The sequence below is a fragment of the Pseudoalteromonas sp. NEC-BIFX-2020_015 genome (assembly GCF_012952265.1).
Classification (GTDB): Bacteria; Pseudomonadota; Gammaproteobacteria; order Enterobacterales; family Alteromonadaceae; genus Pseudoalteromonas; species Pseudoalteromonas neustonica.
Genome location: NZ_JABCJL010000022.1, coordinates 66,504 through 86,789 on the forward strand (window position 1 = coordinate 66,504; position 20,286 = coordinate 86,789).

11 protein-coding genes are annotated in these 20,286 nt (G+C 38.5%); 3 read left to right on the forward strand and 8 right to left on the reverse strand.

All coding sequences use genetic code 11. The features are described 5' to 3' along the window. From HH219_RS15690 to HH219_RS15715, 6 genes are read right to left on the reverse strand one after another with little or no spacing between them, the layout of a single operon-like run. A complete protein-coding gene (locus HH219_RS15690; protein WP_211842159.1) occupies nt 1-4,305 on the reverse strand; it encodes a hypothetical protein in 4,305 nt (1,434 codons plus the stop codon). Then, entirely contained in the window at nt 4,290-5,054 is a 765-nt protein-coding gene (locus tag HH219_RS15695) for a hypothetical protein (RefSeq protein ID WP_169328011.1), read from the reverse strand. Before HH219_RS15695 ends, HH219_RS15690 begins: the two co-directional genes overlap by 16 nt. Next, complete coding sequence (locus tag HH219_RS15700; RefSeq protein ID WP_054205117.1) at nt 5,038-7,311, reverse strand: hypothetical protein; 2,274 nt, start codon at nt 7,309-7,311, stop codon at nt 5,038-5,040. The genes HH219_RS15695 and HH219_RS15700 overlap by 17 nt, the downstream gene beginning before the upstream one ends. After that, entirely contained in the window at nt 7,298-10,414 is a 3,117-nt protein-coding gene (locus tag HH219_RS15705; protein WP_169328012.1) for a poly-gamma-glutamate biosynthesis protein PgsC/CapC, read from the reverse strand. The genes HH219_RS15700 and HH219_RS15705 overlap by 14 nt, the downstream gene beginning before the upstream one ends. Further along, nucleotides 10,414-12,399: a hypothetical protein gene (locus tag HH219_RS15710; RefSeq protein WP_169328013.1), complete on the reverse strand. Its 1,986-nt coding sequence runs from the start codon at nt 12,397-12,399 to the stop codon at nt 10,414-10,416. Before HH219_RS15710 ends, HH219_RS15705 begins: the two co-directional genes overlap by 1 nt. 22 nt (nt 12,400-12,421) lie before the next feature. Next, a complete protein-coding gene (locus tag HH219_RS15715) occupies nt 12,422-14,647 on the reverse strand; it encodes a CapA family protein (protein WP_249118538.1) in 2,226 nt (741 codons plus the stop codon). A 258-nt stretch (nt 14,648-14,905) separates the two neighbouring features. On the opposite strand from HH219_RS15715, the gene tyrR reads away from it, so the two are divergent. Further along, on the forward strand, nt 14,906-16,462 hold the full coding sequence (tyrR, locus tag HH219_RS15720) for a transcriptional regulator TyrR (protein WP_054205121.1): 1,557 nt from the start codon (nt 14,906-14,908) through the stop codon (nt 16,460-16,462). 21 nt (nt 16,463-16,483) lie between these two features. Here tyrR and HH219_RS15725 read toward each other — a convergent pair whose 3' ends face one another. Next, nucleotides 16,484-16,972, reverse strand: coding sequence for a hypothetical protein (locus tag HH219_RS15725; protein ID WP_054205122.1), 489 nt, complete (start codon nt 16,970-16,972; stop codon nt 16,484-16,486). A gap of 112 nt (nt 16,973-17,084) precedes the next feature. Between HH219_RS15725 and HH219_RS15730 the strand changes: the two genes are divergently transcribed. Then, on the forward strand, nt 17,085-17,621 hold the full coding sequence (locus tag HH219_RS15730) for a thioesterase family protein (RefSeq protein WP_054453304.1): 537 nt from the start codon (nt 17,085-17,087) through the stop codon (nt 17,619-17,621). A gap of 329 nt (nt 17,622-17,950) precedes the next feature. On the opposite strand, the gene HH219_RS15735 is transcribed toward HH219_RS15730, so the two are convergent. Beyond that, complete coding sequence (locus HH219_RS15735) at nt 17,951-18,604, reverse strand: OmpW family outer membrane protein (protein WP_054205124.1); 654 nt, start codon at nt 18,602-18,604, stop codon at nt 17,951-17,953. Nucleotides 18,605-18,882: 278 nt separating this feature from the next. Here HH219_RS15735 and dapE point away from each other — a divergent pair, with 278 nt between their 5' ends. After that, nucleotides 18,883-20,067 carry a succinyl-diaminopimelate desuccinylase gene (gene dapE, locus HH219_RS15740; RefSeq protein ID WP_169328014.1) on the forward strand — a complete coding sequence of 395 codons (1,185 nt, stop codon included), beginning with the start codon at nt 18,883-18,885 and terminating at the stop codon, nt 20,065-20,067. Nucleotides 20,068-20,286: the final 219 nt, after the last annotated feature.

The window sequence follows — 20,286 nt, forward strand, 5'->3', positions numbered from 1 at the left end:
TTAATTTTGCTCTAAAAAGTGATTGAGTTGCAGCGACTCAAAAATAATTTCGTCATGAGAGAAAACCTCAAAACCAGTGCTATCAAGGTTACCCGTAGAAAATTCTAAACTGATATTATGGTCATTTCTAAACCAGTCTTGATCCCAACGTAATTTAACCCAACCTTGTGATAGGCTTCCAAGTGGAACCTGTTTACGCCAGCCAAGACTCGTGATGTATTGCCAGGTATTATTTGGTCTGTGTTTATCAGCAAATTTATAATAACTGGTAAGTCCTGCTTGAAAAATATGACCTTGATAGTATTGAGTCCACGATGTCCCAAAGCGCAAGCTGTCTAGACTGGTCCAATCAGAATTAGATGTGCTACCCGCTAAGAAGTTAAAATAGCTGTCAACCCATGGCTGATAACGGTATTGATATTCGCCACGCCAACCGTATGGGTGATCTTCGCGATAGAAACTATAAATATCAGAGCTTAGAGTTGGATCAAGTAATAAATCATCTATATTTGCACTGCTATAGTTATAAAAGGGGCTTACTTGCCATTGGTGACGATGACTTTCATCTATGCGCCAAATTTGACCAACCTGTACAGAGGTACTGACACTATATTGGCTATCAGCTCCTTGTGTTGATGGCTGCCACCGCGTTTTTAATGCGCTATCGACGTACCAAGGGCTGTCATGATCTTGCCAAGAGTGATACATATCAACTGCTATGGTATCTTTATCGCTTTCGCTTATTGAGTAACTTAGATCGAGACGATACCAATTCTCATCGCTGATTAAACGAAAACGCGCGCCAACATCAATGTTATTTTGCGTTGCTATATCTTCACTGGATTCAAATATACCGCGGCGATCATAATTTATAAAAGCCTGCCAACTAAGATCATCTGGAGAAAAACGTGCGACTTCAGTTTGTAGCGATTTTTCAGACTCAGGCAGTTGATAAACAATCGACTGTTTTTCAACTTTTGTCGGCGCTTTATAATTCGATATTTTATGATTGCTTTTACTCAGCTGCCATGTATAAAGACGGACGTATTTAAGCTTATCAGTACTCACTTCAACTTTCCCAGCAGGATGGAAAAATGTACGCTCGGTACGCTGAGCAACTTGTTCCTCACCAATGTTTAACTGCATTTGCTCAAGCTTAACTAGCCTATCTGCTGGTAATTTCGCTATCAAATGTGCATCAGGCAATACGGTATAAAACAACAGGTTGTTTGCAAGCGGGAGATCCTGCCATGTATTATCACGGTACTCTTGTGCATTTACTGTCATAATTTGTGAAAGGTAAGGGTTTAGCCAGCGTAATGAGATCACACTGTCATTTAACTCTGATTTATTAAAGCCAAAAGAAGTGACTTTATCGGGTTGCACAGACCATGTTTTTTCTGAATCACCTAAGTTTAGCGCCACGTTAGCAATATTACCTTGAGATAACTCTGCCGACGAAAAGTTAAAGTTTAGTCTAAGTTGTTGCGAGCGTGTTTGGCTTAAATCTATATACATACTATGTAAAGGACGCAGCACTAAGCCGTTATTAAATCCTTCTTGACTACTTGCACGAGCGAGCTGGTCGCTATAACTTGCTTGACTTAATGAGTCTACAGCGATTAGTTGCGTACCTGCAAAATCCTCATATTCAGGTACGGCTTCCCACTCACCGTAGCTTTGTACACGTGAATATAAAGACTCCAGTTCGATAGGCAAACTCAAAGCATGTACTTTGGCGAGCACTTGTGTGAACTCGTTTATGCTTAATGTTTTTTCAGCTAATTTGAATAACGTATTATTTAAAAGGCTCTTTAAATCCACACTAGAGTCATACAGCAATGACATAAATGGTGTCTGCCAATAGTGAGGGGTTGCCATGTTTTGATAGTTAAAGCTAGTTACTAACGGCGCAGGAATTATTTTGTAAGTGACAAACGTAGGGTGATCACTGGTTAACCTGATCGATTCACCAACCTTTAGAGTGAGTAAACTTTCTGAGGCGATAGATAATAATTCACCGCTGTTTTTTAAAGCGGTGGTAGAACTAACGTCAGAAAATATAGGCAATAAAGACTGCTGCTTACCCTGACTGGTGTATAACCAGCTCATTTTATATTGCCCATTTTGAACACTTTCACTTCGAGCTCGCAATGCAATTGTCATTGGCTGATTTATAGCTTTAAATGTTATTCCTTGCGTGCGGGTAACCGTAAAAGCTTGGAATATAGCAGCAGAACTCGTTAATGTTTGCTGTCCACTATGCTCAACGCCATAAATAAGTTGTTGCTGTGTTTGCGTGTTATTGTAATCACGCCAGTTAAGACGTTTAAAGCTACTGTTTAATTCATCATTGGCCGTTAAGTCATGGCTGAGCCATAATGCAAATAAGTTCTTTTGCTGCTTGATAGCTAAATCAATGGTTATGTTACGACATGCAGGTAGTTCAGTGAGTGCATTAGCGCATAAACCTTGTAGTTTATAATCTTGCCCTAACGCTTGGTATTGTTTAAGGAGTTCGCCACCGGCATAGTGTTTTAATGCTGGTTTATCACTGCTTTTAAATAGGCCCTCAAGGTAACTTTTAGCTAAAATGGTTCTGCCTTGCTTGATCAATATAGCAATGCGTAATTGCCATGCTTTAATTGCAATTTCAACGCTAGGGACTGAGACTAATTTTTTAGTAACTAGCAGTGCTTGCAGTGGATCTGTTTTGGCTAAATACTGCGCTTCTCCAAGCTGGTGCTGCCAATGCATCGAATCAAATGATGTAAAGCTATTAGGTTCAAGTACAGGGTTATAAGGGACTAGTGTTGATAAAAACTCGTCTCCTGCTTGCGTTAGCTGCTGCTTTATTAAAGAGTCTATAATCTTACTTTTTGTTGTTAGCAGACCAGGCTGTGCATACAGTAGTTCGTTATTTGGTAAATCTAACAATCTATCACTTTGTAACACATACTCAATAGGGTGTCTTTGCTGCTGCAAATTTTGAATACTGATGCCAGATGCTGTCAGTGGTATATTTAATTCAAAAGTTGCAAAGTTCTCACTTTTTAATAAATTTAACTGCCATTGTTGGTTACCACTTTTCACTAACAGTTGAGTATCAACTTCACTTCTTGCATGGAAAGTAATAGTTTGCTTCACTCGTTGTTTTGCATCGAGAGAGAAAAAGTGTTTTTGATGTGCCAGTTGATGAACTTGTGCATACTCTTCGGTTAAAATTGGGTAGCCAATATCGTCAACTAAGCGTACGCCGCTTAGACTATCAAAGTGTTTAAAGTAACTTGTGAAACTATCACTTTCATTTGATAGTGGGAGTAGGTAGTCAGATGTACTGATTGTTTTGAGTAGATCTAGATAACGACGTTGAGCCAATAAGTCACTATGGCGATAAACTTGCGGGTCGAGAAGTGATAGATCACGCTGCTGATAAATTTGTGTTAGCGTATTGTTTAGATTATTAACCCAGTATGGTTGAAATAACGCCTCTTGTTGTTTATCCATAGCAAGGTCGTCGTATATAGCGCGATGGTTCTGCTCAAGTTTAATATATGCGTCAGTTTCGCTTTTTAGTGTTAAATATTCACCTTTACCCACTGCGAGGTATTCAGTGTTAGCTAACCCAATGTGTGGCTTGTGAAACTCACTTGCACGACTAGCTAAAACGCCGACGATAGCAGCTGGCTGGTCATTAATATAAGCATATACTTTACCGTTAATATCTTTATTTAATAGGTCTTTTCGAACAGTTATTTTTAGTTTTTTTGCGTTTTGAAAAAACAGCTTTACGGTATCCCCGGCTTTAAAATGGTAATAGTGTTCGACATTTTGGCCGTAACGCAAACGAGTTGCTTGCCTTGGCAGTTTTATTGCACGACGAAAGCTATCTTTATGTCTATTTTTTTCACCGACCATGACTGACAGGTATTCAGCGTCATCAAGATGATTTGATATTTTTATTACGCGATTATACGAGGTGCTTGGTAACTGACATTTATCTTGTTCACAAATAAAATCGCGTCGTTGGTTAAGTCTTTGCTGTGCTATTTGACTTGTGCCAGAACTATAAATAAATGAGCTAAATGTATCATTTTCAAGTTCGAGCCATTGACCTTTTTCAAGCCATAAATAATGACTCTGTTTTGCCTCGAAATACATATTCTGCTGTTGTTGAGCGAGCAATAACTTAGGCTGAACGTTCAACCAATATGGGGATTTTAAAATATTATCATTGCTGGCTAAGCTTAATGAGCTAACCATCAATAACAAACTAGAGATTAAAGCAACTATAGCGTAATGCATGTGTTAAATTGACTCATTAAAGTTGGCTGTTTTATAAGGCGAGCGCGCAATGTATTGCTTAACTCAATATGAAAAAAATGACTGTTGCGTGGCGCTACAGTATTTAATATGTTTTTAGCGCCCCCTAACTCTTTCACTTCAATAGGATAAATAACGCTATTCAAGTGCAGCTTTTGTACTAAGCATTGGCTCATTTGTTTAATTTTATCGTTAGGGTACTTATTTCCTCTACTGATTATCACATCAGCATTGAGAGCTTCTTTAGTGCGTCGTTTGGCGGCATCAAAACCATGAATTTGGTAAATGGTAAATGTGTCTACTGTTTGGCTATAAACATCAATAAATGCATTTGTTGTACTGTAGCGATACTTCCCCAAATCTGTTTTCTGACCTTTCAAATTAGGTGTGTTCCTGTGAACTGTATTTGCTAAAAAAACTTGGCAGTGTTCAAAAAGTGCCAGTGCAATACGATAAGTATGGATATCATAAAAACGGTGCGGAGCATAGGCAACACATTGCTTGCCAGATGCTTTGAATTTTACTTCCCCTCCTGCCGCCAGTTTATCATTAGTAGTGATAGTAACGGGCTGAGAGATAGTAAAATCAGCATAAACTACATTCGAACTTGCTAACCAAGTACTAAGTTGTTTTTTTAAACTAGCATAATTATCAGGTTCTTTGGCGTATGTTGAAAAGCTCATAGCCAGAAGTGTGACGAATGGGAATAGGGTATTATAAAGAGTCATCATTCCACCACCTGACTTTTACTTCTTCCTTAGAGTATTCTTCTAAGACAGCAACCCAAACATCTTTATCTGTAGTGACTCGAATGCTGTGTATTGCTTGTATATCCGCCGTAATTTGATTTGTAATGGCTGGGTATGAATATAGACGGCTATCTTTTGGGTGTATTAAAAAGGCCTCACTTAAGCTACTTGGTAGTAATCTGTAGCGCTTTTTAGCAATGCTATATTCTTCTTTTAGACCACTAAAATATTTTGCGTGCTGTGATAAATTCAAAACGACATCGTCATTTTCTTTGTTACTATAAATTTTAACCACAACACTTTTCGGGCGTAATGTGGGGTAGTTTAAAGTAACCGCTTTATTGGCAGTTAATTTATATAACCTTTGTTTTATCCAAGGACGCTCGCCTTGCCAGTTTTGATAAATGGTTTTTGAGCTGTCTTCAACGCGTGCTAATTGCTCAAAATCTGTGTCTTTTAAATCAATTTCTTTCGCTGTATTTTTGTTTAGTTGATAAATAATACTTGCCGGTGTTGTACTTTTTATATTGGTTGATTTTTGAATTAGTTGTTTGTTATTCATTTTTGCAAAGTGAAATTGAGATGGCTCTGTTGGCTCCAAAAAGTATTTATCAGGACTATATACAAGAGCAACATTTGATAAACTAAGTTGTTTTGAAAGATCACTAGATTGATAAAAGGTGTCTTTTTGTTCTATTTCAGGTGGAGCTGCAAACACACGAATATTTACCAGCATCTCTTTTTCACTAAATATATAGTGATTACTTGCTTGTTGTTCATACCAAGCCGCTATGTTATGAAACGTCTCATCTTCAAAACAATTCAAATGACATACCGTACGTTGATAGTTAAACAGGCTATTACGAGATTTTATTCTTACTAATGCGTCATGCTTTGAGTTTATTTTGATAGCTGCAGCATTTTTCCCAACACGTAAATAAAAGGTTTTAGCTTGTGCTACTTGCTGGCGTTGTGTGCTGTCTAAAATTACTCGATCGAATGCAGATATTCCACCATCATAGTACACTTCGAAGTCATCAATAACTTGGTTCGACTGATCAAGCACAGAAACTGTAACTGCGTTGCGTGTTGCTGATCTTAATTCAATTGCTAGATCGCTGTTAGGTTCAACATCGTAGCGTGCGCTCATTGGTTCGCTTATCAAATAATAGCTATCTTGTGCTGTCGTCAACTCTTGTTGAGAGACAAGTGACCAAGTAGTTAATAGCGGTTCTTGGCTACAAATAGTAACTAGACCAGCAGCCAGTGGTTCAGTTGTAAAAGAGAGTGGTTTATTAGCATCTTGTTCAACAACCACTCGTTTTGGTGGTAAATACTGATTTAAGTCGTACCACGTTAGGATAGGAGTAATGGCTGCACTTTTTGTGAAATGCAGGGTATCAGGTTCACCTAAGGTAATACTCGCACACAAAGATGCGTCGGTATAATAGTCACCTAAATTTAATTGCTGGCTCGAGAAATCATAAGTTACAACATTGTACGGTAATGTTTCGTATAAAATATCTGACTTGAAATCAATGCTAGGTATCCCTTGTGGGGCAAGCTTAAGCCATGAGTAAGTAACGGCATTTGATATCTCTTTCATGGATAACGCATTGGCACCAATGCTGTGATATTCTGTGGCGCGCTCTCTTCGTTCTAAAGGTAATTTAAGCCACGTACTGTTCTTATCTTGATTGTCATTAAGTGTTTTAGCATGTACTCGAACAACCACTCCCATCACCTGAGTATCCTCAGGGATAAGCTTTAGGGAAATGGCTGCAACATTTTTAAGCTGCTCAGGGCTAATGTAAAATGACTGTCCTGATGCAACGGTAAGGGCTTGGCGATCTTCAATTATTTGTTTTACTTGAAACTCATTTTCTAACGGAGTGAGCTTTGATGCATGATGATAAATATGTGAACTGATAACCTGCTTTTGTTGATCAATAAACGCATATTCAATTGCGTAATTTACTGGTTTATCAAGGCTTAACTGTTGTGCAAAAATAGCATTTGATAAGACTCTAATCGAATGTGTTCTTGATGGTGAAAAAGAAAAAACAAGCGCTTTATCGCTACTTAACCATTGCACATTCGAACGAGTTTCATCTTCAGAGCGAACACTTGTTGGCTCTGCTGAGCCTAACCAAATATATAAACTAAATCCAGAAAACCCAATACCAACTAAAAGAGGAAGCAAGATAAGTAATTTTAAGAGTTGCTTAATATATTGCATACGCACCCTCACTCATCATAGTGTTAAAACGTTTTTGGTCAGTTAATCTATTTGTAACTGGGTTGAAGATGGCCAATAACTTACCTTGTTGTTTAATTGCTAATGCGTATTCTTTACGCCCTTCAAACTCAATCGTTTGAAGTTGGCAGCTTGTTAATTGAGCACACATTTGTGCTAACACCGTTAAGTTTTGTGAGCTGGAATAACGCTGGATAGTATGAGTGAAATCATTTTTTAACTGAGGTGTTAACGTTTTCCAATCAGCGGGTGATAGTGTTGTTATGTTCATCACTTTTACTGTTGGCTCGTTAGAAATAGCTAATAAACGCTGGACTAAACTTTGTTGATTCACAGAAAATTGTTGCTTAAAGTCAGAAGCTAACCATAGGGTTGCAAGCTCACTATTTGGAGCAAATAGCTGATACCCTGATTGTGGCGAAGTGCCGAGCTCTAAACCTCGAGTAACAGTTTGACCATGTACTACTTGATAGCTTACAGCAAGATTTTTTAAATTAGTATCAAGCGTATTAAGTAGATTTTGATGAGTCCCATTTGAATGTGTAAATTGAAAGGCCAACGCAGTTGGTCTTATCCAAGATGGTGCGCTGTGACTTCTTAACTGTAAATTCAATATAACGTCATTAGCAGCAAATCGTAAATAACTCTGATGCACTACATTAAATAATGAATCAACATTATTTGGCGCTAAAACATTTGCTTTTGGGTGAGCGTAAGGGTGCGCACCGGCTATTAGTAGATGTTCGGCTTTACTGTTGGCAAATAATTGCGCCGCAAATTTCAGTGTATTACTTTCAAAAATAGGTCGCGGGACTGCAATATTTAATTGCTCGCTATTGTTTAGGTTTAATATGTAAAACCCTTGACCATGCTTAGTCGCGGGGCTGTTCGGCTGCGGCGCGATGACTAAAAAACGCCCTTGCTGATTGGTAATAAGTGTAAGCTCATAACCTAGCAACCTAGTCGTGGCATTAATTTGGTTTAGTTGGTTAATGGTGTCCTCATCAATATTTTGACCCGCTAAATCTACTTTAATACGGTACAAAGGACGAAGAATTTCAAACTCCCAAAGTGCAGCTTGGTTAACCGACAGAGGGAGATAGTCGCCACTACCTTTAGCTGTAATATAGTGTGAATTAAAATCAACAACGTCAGTGAGAGATTGCTCCGAGTAGTTAATTGCATTTTCTGCATCGAGCTCATTATCGCGAGAAATGTTAGACAATAATGTTGTGTAATTATCACTGTTAAGAAAGGCTTCAAACAATTGACCGTCAAAGCCATTTTGAGGCAACGAAGTGCTTGTTGCTTGTCCAAAGAATGTTTCCTCGTACCCTAGTAGTTGTTGAATTAAGCGCTGACTTAAAGAACTTGGCAGTTGGTTGTAAATCCAATATTGGCTTGTTGCACCTATGGTTGTTTTTGCTAACAGGCGGCTTGTTCTTGCATTTACTTCTCGCACTTGAAACAGTTGTTCTATATCCATAGCCTCAATAAAGGCAAGGTAGTAGGGGCTTTGCTCATTGTTATGTGAAAGTTCAGCACTAGGTGTTGAACTTGTACCAAAGACTAATGCGCTACTGCTGAAATGAGAAAAAATAAGGCCAGCAGAATCACTTGCTAAGCTTTCAGATGTGGGGAAGGGGACCGTCACAATAAAGCCAGATTTTGGCTGTCGGGAGATGACGAATAAACCTCTTTGTGATGTTTTTCGGGCATCGCGGATATATATATACTTTTCATCAAACTGCAGTTGAAAATCTAGCTTAGCGAGCATTTGCTCTACTTTAGCTAAGTTTTCAGATGAGTCTGGTGCTTTATTTATTTCATAAATAGCTTGTTTAAACTTGGTTTTATTTTGACTTGCTTGATAGCTACTTATTTCGATTGGCCCCTTATTTTCTGTGTATAAGTAGCTCTTATATTCACTAATTTGTTGGTTTAAAGTACTTATCTTTTGATTTGAAGAAAGTTCTTTAATACCTGTATCTACAAATAATGAAGGGACAAACATGATTATGAACCCAATCACAATCGCAAGTGCTCCCCCTATTATAGAGGTTTGAAAAGTTGCGCGGATCACTAATCCTAAGGCGCTCTTTTGATATATTTTAAGCGCTAATAAGGTTGAGAGCATATAACCAAAGGCAAACGCATCTGTTACTTTTACTTCGGGGTAATAATGAACTAAGAAATAATTTAGAAGTAGTTTGTAAATAAATCCAATATTGAAGAAAAACAACAGTAAACGAGCACCTTCTATATTGGCATTACGCAAGCGAGTAAAATTCAATAGAGATGCGCCAATAATCAAAATAATGGCGGTTTCAGCAAATGAGGTGAGTAATTTTGTTGGCTGCATTAATTGCAATGCAAGTAATGCAGGAAGCATTATGCCATTGAACTCCCAGCCATATTTAATATTGGCGCGAGAGGCGATAAAGGCTGTAATGACCAATATGATATAGGCTTTAGGCGCTGCTATAATTGACGCCGCTACGGCCTCATACATAATCGCCAAGTTGGCAATACTAAAGTTAGTCATTGGCATTAATGCAAAACGCACCAATAAGAAGGTAATTACAAGTTGGACAATAGTGACCTTCATGCCATATTTAAAGCCGCCATTCCACATTACATTCGCTGTTAGCGCAATAATAACTAAACCAAGGGAATAGAGCTGTGAAGAGTAATCAAAGGTGATATCCCAGCCGCTCAATACACCTGCGATAAGTGGCCAAAATAACGTATCCATGACAACACGTACAAGAATACTTATGAGTATGATGGCAAAAAATCGATCTCGACCGAACATTTCAGCATAGCCAAAGCGTTCCATGATGTATTTAGCAAAAAATAGCATAATGCCATATACAACGATGGCTTCAATTAAAATTACGGCTGCAGAGGTGGGGCTGACGATCAGTAATGGAACTAAATAACCTGGTACTACTAAGCCCGTTAAGGGAAAGCCAAATCGTAAATTTAGAAAACAAACAACGGTAATACCAATCCAAACAGTGGTAATTACTGACTGACCAAGTCCGCCACCAGCAGGAAAGAGCTGTAAAATAAAATCGCCCACTAGTTAGTTTGCTCCGCTAAACTTTGCACATAACACTTTTGTTGTTCATTTATCGAGTCACATAATTGTTTACTGTTGGGCATTTTTTCTATGAAAAAGGCAAGATCGATAAATTCAAACAAAATGCCAGACACTTGAAAAGGTTCCCCAGATGCACTTTGCACATTGGCTGAATCCATTGCTCTAACATTTAAAATATACGTTTTATTATCAAGGTGTGCCTCGAGATAGATGTCACCTTTTTGTAATGTAATAAAACGCAGTTTTCCTTTAGCAGCTTCAAGGTCAAGATCTGTCACTAAACATAATAAATCCAGAGCGGTCATTTCAAATATTGAAAACTGATGTTTTGTTGCTAGTTTTTCTAATGATTGGTTTATTTGTACTACTTGGCCAAACAAGTTAAACAATACCGTCGCTGAGCGTATGTTGTTGAAAACATGTTCTAAAGTCGTTAGCTTTTGCTCCATCTCGGCAATTGATACTTTTACTTGTTGGCTTAAAGGTTCTTTAAGGCGCAAAGTTAATAACTGAGAAAGCGCGCTATTATTTGCATCCGTTTGCGATTCAAAAATACGATAATGAAATAGTAACTCGCCAATTTGAGCTGCGAACGCATTTACGTTTTTTTCAAATGCTTGCTGATTAAAATTTTCATCTGGGGTTACAGTCATAGCCCAAAAACCACGTACATCACCAGCATAAATTAATGGCACAATATATTGGACTTCACCGTCTTCAATGTTTTCAAAAAAAGGTCTGTCGATAGGGATTACGCCAAATGCTTTTAAGGCTTCAGAGTAGGGCTCTCGCTTATAGTCTCGGCGCATTTCTTTAATATCGCTTAACTGACAGTTCACCGCTCTAATTTCGCTTAGTCTATGGTCACCTTCTTTGCGGGCCAGAAATATAGATTTGTTTAATGCGAGTTGTTGATTGACCAAGCGGATAATGGCATCCCATGGGCTACTTTGTAAGGTAAATGATTTTGGCAGATAACGGCCAGCCATCTTTTGCTGAATATTACCTATCAGGCTGATTAATTGACTATCTTCGTTTAGTTTCCTGACCAAAATCACCCACAGTAGAGAAAACAGAGTAAGGATGCTCATTTGACCAACAGGTAAAAATAGTTGTTGTAGAATTAATGTGAAATAGCCAAGAGTAAACCAACTAGCTATAAGGGTTAAAACTAAAAATATGCTGTAATTTATTGAGAGCTTTTGAAATGCAAATAAAAGTAAAAACGCAATGGCTAGTAACAAAAATGTACTTTGTAGTTTCGAAAGCATGACCACAGCATTGTTCTTATTTAGCGTATCTGCAATATAAGCTGTTAGTAATAAATAATTAGATGAGTGTTGTAGTTTTGGCGCATTAAGCGTTACCCCTAATCCCACATTTGTTTGGCCAATAATCACAACCTTCTCTTCTAACTGGCTTGCCATTATATCCATAGTCATCAAGCGTGTTGCTGTAAACTTAGGTAAAGCCGAAGGAGATAACGAAAAATTTATTAGTAAATTATTGTCTAAATCAAGATCACTAAATAATGCTGGCCACACAGGTTTGCATAAACTTTTAGACATGGCTACTAATTCAACGTTATAGCCTGACCAATCAGAAATAGCTGGCAGACAATATGCGTTATTAGGGTGAGGATAAAATACCTTTTGTTCAGGTCCTTGTCCTTCAGACTTAAAGTAGCTTAACTGCTCATTTGCGAGCACAACAACAGCTTTTGGATTATATGTTAATAGTTGCTCAACTAAAACATTATGATCACGGCTCAAATGCTCACTTTCTATAATAACGACATTACTTTTTTGGCTGTGCGTTAGCTGTGCTAAGTTACTGTAAAAAAAAGCATTGGCTGAATGAAACAATGATAATGTATTTGCTACTATTACAATAATAAATAAACTTAAAATTAGCCAGAATGTTCGTTGGTTCTTTAATAGAAAAAATTGTTGTTTAAAAGCCACTATAAATCCTAGGGTAGTAAAATTAGTCAAGCGTACTGAAAGTGAGCTTAAAAGTGAGTGGGTCATTTGAATTTAAGTTTATAAAATCAAAACCATGCATCCTATTAGTTTGCCAAACCCCCTCTGTTAACTCAAGCTTGGTTTGCCAAGAAATCATGGTAACATCATCAAGCGCTAGATTAGCCTCATCTTTTTCAGGAGGGTAGTGGTTAAAAGTGACTTTTATTCCTCTTGCAGGTAACTTTTCTGGTCCTAATGTTAAATCATCCGATGGGAGTGTAAAATCATAATTAAACGCTTGCCAAGTGTGGCTACCCGCTGGCTGAATGCTTATATATTGTGTTGAAAACTCTAGACCATCTTCAGCTGTTGTAATTACTAACTTAGCATCGAGCTTGCCTGCATTATCTGCTTTGCTATAACCAAATAAACTAAAATCCTTAAACACGCTCATTTCATTTTCTAGATTTGGTAACTCCATTGCACGGATTGTTTGGCGAAAAGGAATAATAGAAGGTGTATTGTCAAACTGAGTGCGTGATGAACACAAGCCTTGCTGGCCATTTCTTGCTTGGCTAATACAAGGTGTCACACTATCACCAGTATGATCCCAGCGTGCAACTTCCAATTGCTCATCGTCATTGTCCCAATCTTCAAAATCCCCGAAAACCATAACATCGCGACCAAATCTAATATTTGAAGGGGCTGCACCAGATATAAGTTCAATCTTAGTTAAGAATGATTTGCTTGATGGGGCATAATCACGTAGGTCAATAATTGATTGATTTGCTGCTATTGTGACTGTTTGAGTATATGAAGAGCTGCTGGCCTGGTTTTTTGCAAAGTATACGTCTGCATAGCCATCTCTTGGGATAAGTGTGATGTTATCATCTGAAAATTCGGCTAAGCGGCGTAATAAATAATCGCTTAAAAAGCCATTAATGAATTTAGGTTGATACCCCTCCACATAAATAGGGTATGCATATGCACGCTCAGTCATTGGCGATGAATCTTTGTTAACATGTACTAATACAGCCACACCTAATAAGGTATCTAACCTATCTTGGTCAAAGACAAAGTTACCAAGACCAAGAATGGCGGGGACACCATTGAACACAGAAAATCCTTGGGCGATATGCGGGTGATGAGCAATAATCAAATTAGTTTTTTGCTTTGACAATAAGTTAAATCGACTTTTTATATAGTTGCTTGGTTCATAGCTATATTCATCGCCCCCGTGCATTTGGGCTATTACATAATCGCTATTATTAGCAGCTTCATCAAGGTACATTTCAACCAATTCTGATTCTGTTAAATCGGCTGCACCGCCTTTGGTTTCGTCAGTAACGTAGGTAATAGCATGTTCTTTACCTGTGATCGATGTCGCTGAAAAAAGCCCCAGTTTAACGGTGCCTACATCCATATACTCAGGTTGATAGGCACTTTGTATATCGTTACCCGCGCCACTGTTGGCAATCCCTGCATTAGCGACTTCAGTTAGCGTATCGTTAAGGCCATCATCTAAAAAGTCATAGACATGGTTATTCCCTAATGCGACATAATCTACGCCGATTGATTTTATTCCTGCAAGGGTCTCAGGAAGAGAAAAGAAGCTAAATTCTTTTGTTGGATGAGGTGTTTCAGGTGATGCTGTCACTGGTGACTCTAAATTAACAGATGTGAAGTCGGCAGCTTGGAAAAAAGAGCCCACAAACTGTGTTAGATACTGTGCATTTTCAGCAGCTGTCGCTGGACGGATAAGGGCACCCTCAATATCGGGAATGTTAGCTGTCATAGTTGCAAGTGATGGATCGAGGAAACGACGCCCAAACATAGTGTCACCAGCAAACAGTAAGCTAACAGTATTACTACTCTTGCTACTTAAGGTAATGTCTTGGTTGTTACCGTTTTTTGTAACTGTGATTGTTGCAGCGAGTGGGAAATACCCTGAGTCGCTTACTACTAGTCGGTGGTTACCAAAAGCAATTTCGTTGTAAGTGAATTGTCCATTAGCGTCAGTTTGATAATTCTGGCTAGCAAAGCTCACTGTAATATCACTTAAAATTTGCCCTTGCTCATTCTTAACAGTCATTGAGCCTGTAAATGTTTGCTTTAAATGCTCGGCTCTTTTTTGACTTTCAGTTTGTTGAGCTTGTGTTTCTCCTGCGTCGTAAGGATCTTCGACTTTACAGCCAGCGATATTGATCGTTAACAGTAGCACAAGATATTTGGATATATTTAATTTCAAACTGACCTCATTATCACTCTAGTTACATTGTCTAGCACGTTTTCATTATACGGAATGTATAGTTGTATTAGCAACCAGCCAAACATTTGATATTTTTTAATTTGTTCAATCCTAAATTATAGTATTTATTATTCAATAACGGCCATGTTTAGATTATTTATTTCAGCCTTGTCCAAATATCTTTACAATTGACTATCCTCTCTAGAGGAGTTCGCGTATTATCCGTGATATATAAATGTCTCTTTTTTTGAGGATATAATGCGTTTAGATATTCATTGTGCAGACCGCATCGGTATTGCTCAAGAAATACTTAATATTTTGGTCAATTATCAAGTTGATTTGAAAGGTATTGAAGTTGATTCAGTGAACTGTCGTATGTACGTCAGTTTCCCCCCGATTGAGTTTGAACAGTTTCAAAAAATTATGCCATCAATACGATTGATTGATGGTGTTAAAGATGTTCGAACTACTGCTTTTTTACCTTCTGAACGTGAGCATAACGAACTTAATACTTTATTGCGTGCGTTACCTGATGGCGTTATATCTATTGATGCTAAAGGCTGGGTTAGGTTATGCAATGATGCCGCATGTAAAGACTTACAGCTGAGTGAAAAAGAGATTCTCGGCTCGAATATTAATAATCTATTAAAAGGCTTTAATTTTACACGCTGGCTGGAAGGGAAAGAAGTTTTAGGCCAAACAACACGTGTTGAAGTTGCAGGTGAAGATTTTATTGCTGACATTTTACCAATAGCAGTGCCGCAAGGTGCTGAAGGCGATGTATTGGCGGGCGCTGTAATCAACATCAAATCACAGAGTCGGTTGGGACAGCAAGTCAGCGCATTTCGTCGTTATGGGCAAGAGAGTTTTGCAACCATTCATAATTTTAGTACCGCAATGCGACGAGTTGTGCGTGAAGCACGTAAAATGGCACAATTGGAAGCGCCTATTTTAATTACCGGTGAAACAGGTACTGGTAAAGAGCTGCTTGCGCGTGCATGCCATTATGCGTCAAATCGTTCAGTCAAGCCGTTCATTGCATTGTCATGTGCTTCATTACCTGATGATGTAGCAGAATCTGAATTATTTGGCTATGCAGGTTACGAAGAAAATGCTGCACCAAAACGTGGTGTGCTTGAACAAGCGGATGGTGGTACGGTATTTTTGGATGAAGTGGGCGAAATGTCTACGCAATTACAAACCAAACTATTACGCTTTTTACAAGATGGTACATTTCGAAAAGTAGGCGATGAGAACGAAGTGAAAGTGAATGTTCGCATTATTGCCGCGACGCAGAAAGATTTACCAGCAATGGTGCAAGAGGGAACGTTTAGAGAAGATTTATATTATCGAATTAACGTCCTGACACTTGAAATAGCGCCACTGAGAGACCGTAGGGCTGATGTAGGTCCATTGGCTGAGCACTTTATTCAAAAATATGCACAGCAAAATGGCCATGCTATACCTGAACTATCGGCTGAGTGCTTAGCGTTCTTGCAAGATTACCCATGGCCGGGTAATGTGCGTCAGCTCGAAAATGCGATTTACCGCGCGGTATCATTATTAGATGACAATGAACTACGTGTAGAGCATCTTCAGTTACCCACATTTACACATGACTTGGGCTATTTAGAGTCTGATTTTGAAGGCTCTTTAGATCAAGCGGTAAAGCGCTTTGAAGCAACGTTATTACGTAAACTTTACCCAGCTTACCCAAGTTCACGTCAACTAGCTAAACGGTTAGGTTTAAGCCACACAGCTGTTGCGAATAAATTACGTGATTATGGTATTAACCGTAAAACAGTAAAAGTGTAAGTTTGCAATTATTTATGGGCACTATTGTTTAGTGCCCATGTCTTTAGTGACGCCATCAATAGCGATTGTCTCAATCCCTTCTTCGCTAAATTTAATCATTATGCTGATATTGTTACGAGCAAAAAAGTAATTTTTATTATCTAAACTAATCACATAATTTCCTTTGACAGGATCTTTAAACTGACGTTTTTCAAGTGCTAAAGTGTGCTCGCCTATTTTCCAGTTAAACCCTTCAATAAAACCATTGTTAAATTCTTGCACCCAGATTTGCTGCTCATCTTTAGAAAGCGTTATAGCAATGGAATATGATTCTGGTAATTGCATATTGTAACTTTTAGTTCCAATGGTAAATTGCTCATTGTTTTTTTGCCAACCAAAGCCGAATTTAAACGGTTTTTCTACACCAGTAGGGTAGCTAACCTTTCCTTCTCCTGGATAATCAAAATCAGCCCATGCATAGCTGCTACAAAGTGTGAATAAAACACCTAAGTAAAAGACAGGTTTAATCATAATGATGCGTACTTTTTAAAAATAGTGAACTTTGAGATTAGAGCAGAATATTCTCCATTGCAAGATGCTGTGCTACACTCGGTTGTATTATTAACTGGTTAGACCTTTAATTGTGAACCTCTATTTTCGTCTTTTATTACTTTTTTTTAAAATCAAACGTAATCGTGTTTATCAGCCGCTCTTAGATACAGTTGATATTGATTACAAAGCGTTACCGACTGATTGTGATATTAATTTGCACCTGACAAACTCTCGTTACTTAGCCATGATGGATTTGGCGCGAACATGGATGACTGAAAGGGTGGGGTTATTGGGGCCGATATTAAAAAAACGCTGGTTTCCCATCGTCAATGCAACTGCGATTACTTATATTCGTGATATCAAGCCGATGCAGCGTTATACAGTGAGTACGCGACTAGTTGGTTGGGACCATAAATATTTCTATATAGAACAGAAGTTTCACTCTGATCGTGGCCTTCATGCTATTGCATATGTTAGAGGGGTGTTTAAGCGTAAAAAAGGCGTTGTTAGCGTTGAAGAGATGTTAGAGGTTGCAGGGTTTGATGGCGTAGCACCTATTTTGCCCCCAGAAATAATGCATTGGAAGGAAATGCTTGAACAGAAAAAAGTAACTAACTTGTCTCGCTGATTTTAATACGAAAAAAAAAAGGCCGAAAGGCCTTTTTAAAGTATATTGTTAGGGCATGTTGACCTTTGTGGATTGAAATTTGTTCAACCTAGGGGCGATTTAATCGCGGCGCGAGGTTTGTAACCTAGTGGGCTAAGTAAAAGGCGAGTAACAAAGAGTTAATCGCCCCTAAGAAGAACCCTTTGGGCAGCGCATGTTTGGCATTTATGCTGCGTTATTGCCTATTTATGGGGAACAACCACACACCATAGGCTCTGCCTTGCCTAAATACCAAACATACTGCTGTAAAATCAATCACAAAAGGTCAACACGCCCTAGTATCTACAAATTTAAAACTTATACTTAACACCTAACATTGCAACAACCGGGTCAATTTTAACGGTTGAAGTAAGTGCCTGTGCGCCTTTTGCGTAGACAGTTGCATCAGTCTCAATATCCATTACAGATACCATTGCATGCAATCCCCAGCTTTGATTAAACATGTAGTTAACACCTGCTTGTGCTACAAAGCCGAATGAATCATCTAACTTCACTTGAACATCGTCAGTGCCAAGTACTGATTTAAGTGCCGCTGAAGGTTGTTCGTCGAAAAATACCGTATAGTTAACACCAACACCTACGAATGGGCGAAATGCAGATGCACTGTCTAAAAAGTGATATTGAGCAATAAGTGATGGTGGTAAATGCTTAATATTAGCAATTTTATTGCCAGCTAAACCACCTGTACCGTCAACATCATGAGAGAAAGGTGTTGCAGCAACTAACTCTAAAACCCAGTTATCATTAAATGCATAATCAATAGTAATACCAAGCTGTGTATCAGAATCACCTTTTAGACCAAGAGTTGAGTCTTCATTGATTGCTGAGCTGCTATTATCAGGATTTACGTTTATAGCACCTACGTTTACGCTAAAATCTGCACTGGCAAAAGGAGACGCGATTAAAAGAGAGGTGAATAACGCTGCGCTAAGTTGTTTTTTCATGCTGTTCTCCGAGAACTACTTTTTTTGAATTGAGTCTATTATCAAGTAAATTCGAAATAAGAAACTGTTCTAGATCAATGTTTATAAGCAGATTATTGGATCTAAAAAGATTGTTTGATTTAGATTAATGTTTAGATGCCTTTATCATAATAATGATTGACTTGAGGCGTGTTCTATTCGTTTTATAAATCAGTCATGTTTATTTCTATAAACTGACATATCCCAGTCATAAAACACAGTTGTAATAAAGCTACCTTTACTGCATTTTGTGTGTTGATATGTTTTTAGCACGAACCCCATCATTAAAAATACACGCGCAGCCTAAAGTTGTTGACTGGCTACGCACGCTTATTAAATTTAAATCGGTGACCCCAAATCAAGCTGGCGCCATAGACTGGCTAAATGATCAACTTTCGAATTTAGGATTTAGGTGCGATCAATTTACCTATAAAGGCGTAACAAATCTTATAGCAAAAATAGAGTTTGGAGATGGGCCTTTAGTTGCATTCTCTGGGCACATTGATGTTGTACCCGCGACAAGTGAGCAGTGGCGAGCAGAACCATTTTCAGGTGCTATTATTGATGGCGCTATTTATGGCCGCGGCGCTGCTGATATGAAAGGAGGCGTTGCCGCCATGTTATGTGCTAGTCGTACGTTACTGGCTAACGCAGCTGCAAAAGAAGGTACTTTTTACTGGCTGATCACCTCTGATGAAGAAGGAGAGGCGGAATATGGTTCACTACTGATTGCAGAGCGTTTAGCGCAACAAGGCATTAAACTTGACGGCTGCATTGTCGGTGAGCCAACCAGTCATTTGCATGTTGGTGATACAATCAAAAATGGCCGTCGAGGTGCACTGTCTGCGCGGTTAGTGATCAACGGCAAAGCAGGGCATGTTGCTTATCCAGAAAACACCATAAATGCAGCCCATTTAAGTGCAGAAGTAATCAAGCGTTTGGCTGGTATAACGTGGCAGCGTGACGAGCCAAGTTCACATACGAGCTTGCAAGTAACAGGGATTAATATTGCTAATGTTGTTGATAACATGGTGCCAGCACGGTGTGAAATGACATTTAATATTCGTTATAGCCATGGTTATAAAAGCAGTGATATAAAAAATGAAATTCAATTCGCGTTAGGCGATCTACAAGCTTTGCTGAGTGTGGAATGGGAGCGTCCGTGTGAGCCTTTTTATACTAGTCATCAAACGCGTCGCTGCTTATTGACTCAAGTTGAACAAGCTATTTTTAATGTGACAGGCAGTTATCCTTTATTAAGTACCAGTGGCGGAACTTCTGATGGGAGGTTTTTTGCTAATGATTATACCCAAGTGATTGAATGCGGGGTAAGAAATAATACCATCCACCAAGTGAATGAGCATGTGCCTATTAATGACTTACTAAAAGTTGAGCAAATATACACACAGCTTTTAGAACGGGTATTTATTAGCCATGTCAGCTGATTATACCCAAGCCACCTCAAGATGCAGACTTCAGCGTTTCACAGGTGTTTAATATCAAGGCGTTACTTTGCAACAATGGCAGTCCCTTTTATGAAGTAACAACGATGAGAGTAAGCGCCTGTGAAACGCCCAACGGGTTGGTTTAAAAGCAATTTATACTGCGTTACTTTTATAAGGGAATGATTTTAACAAGGGAACAACCATTATTTGCAATCAATG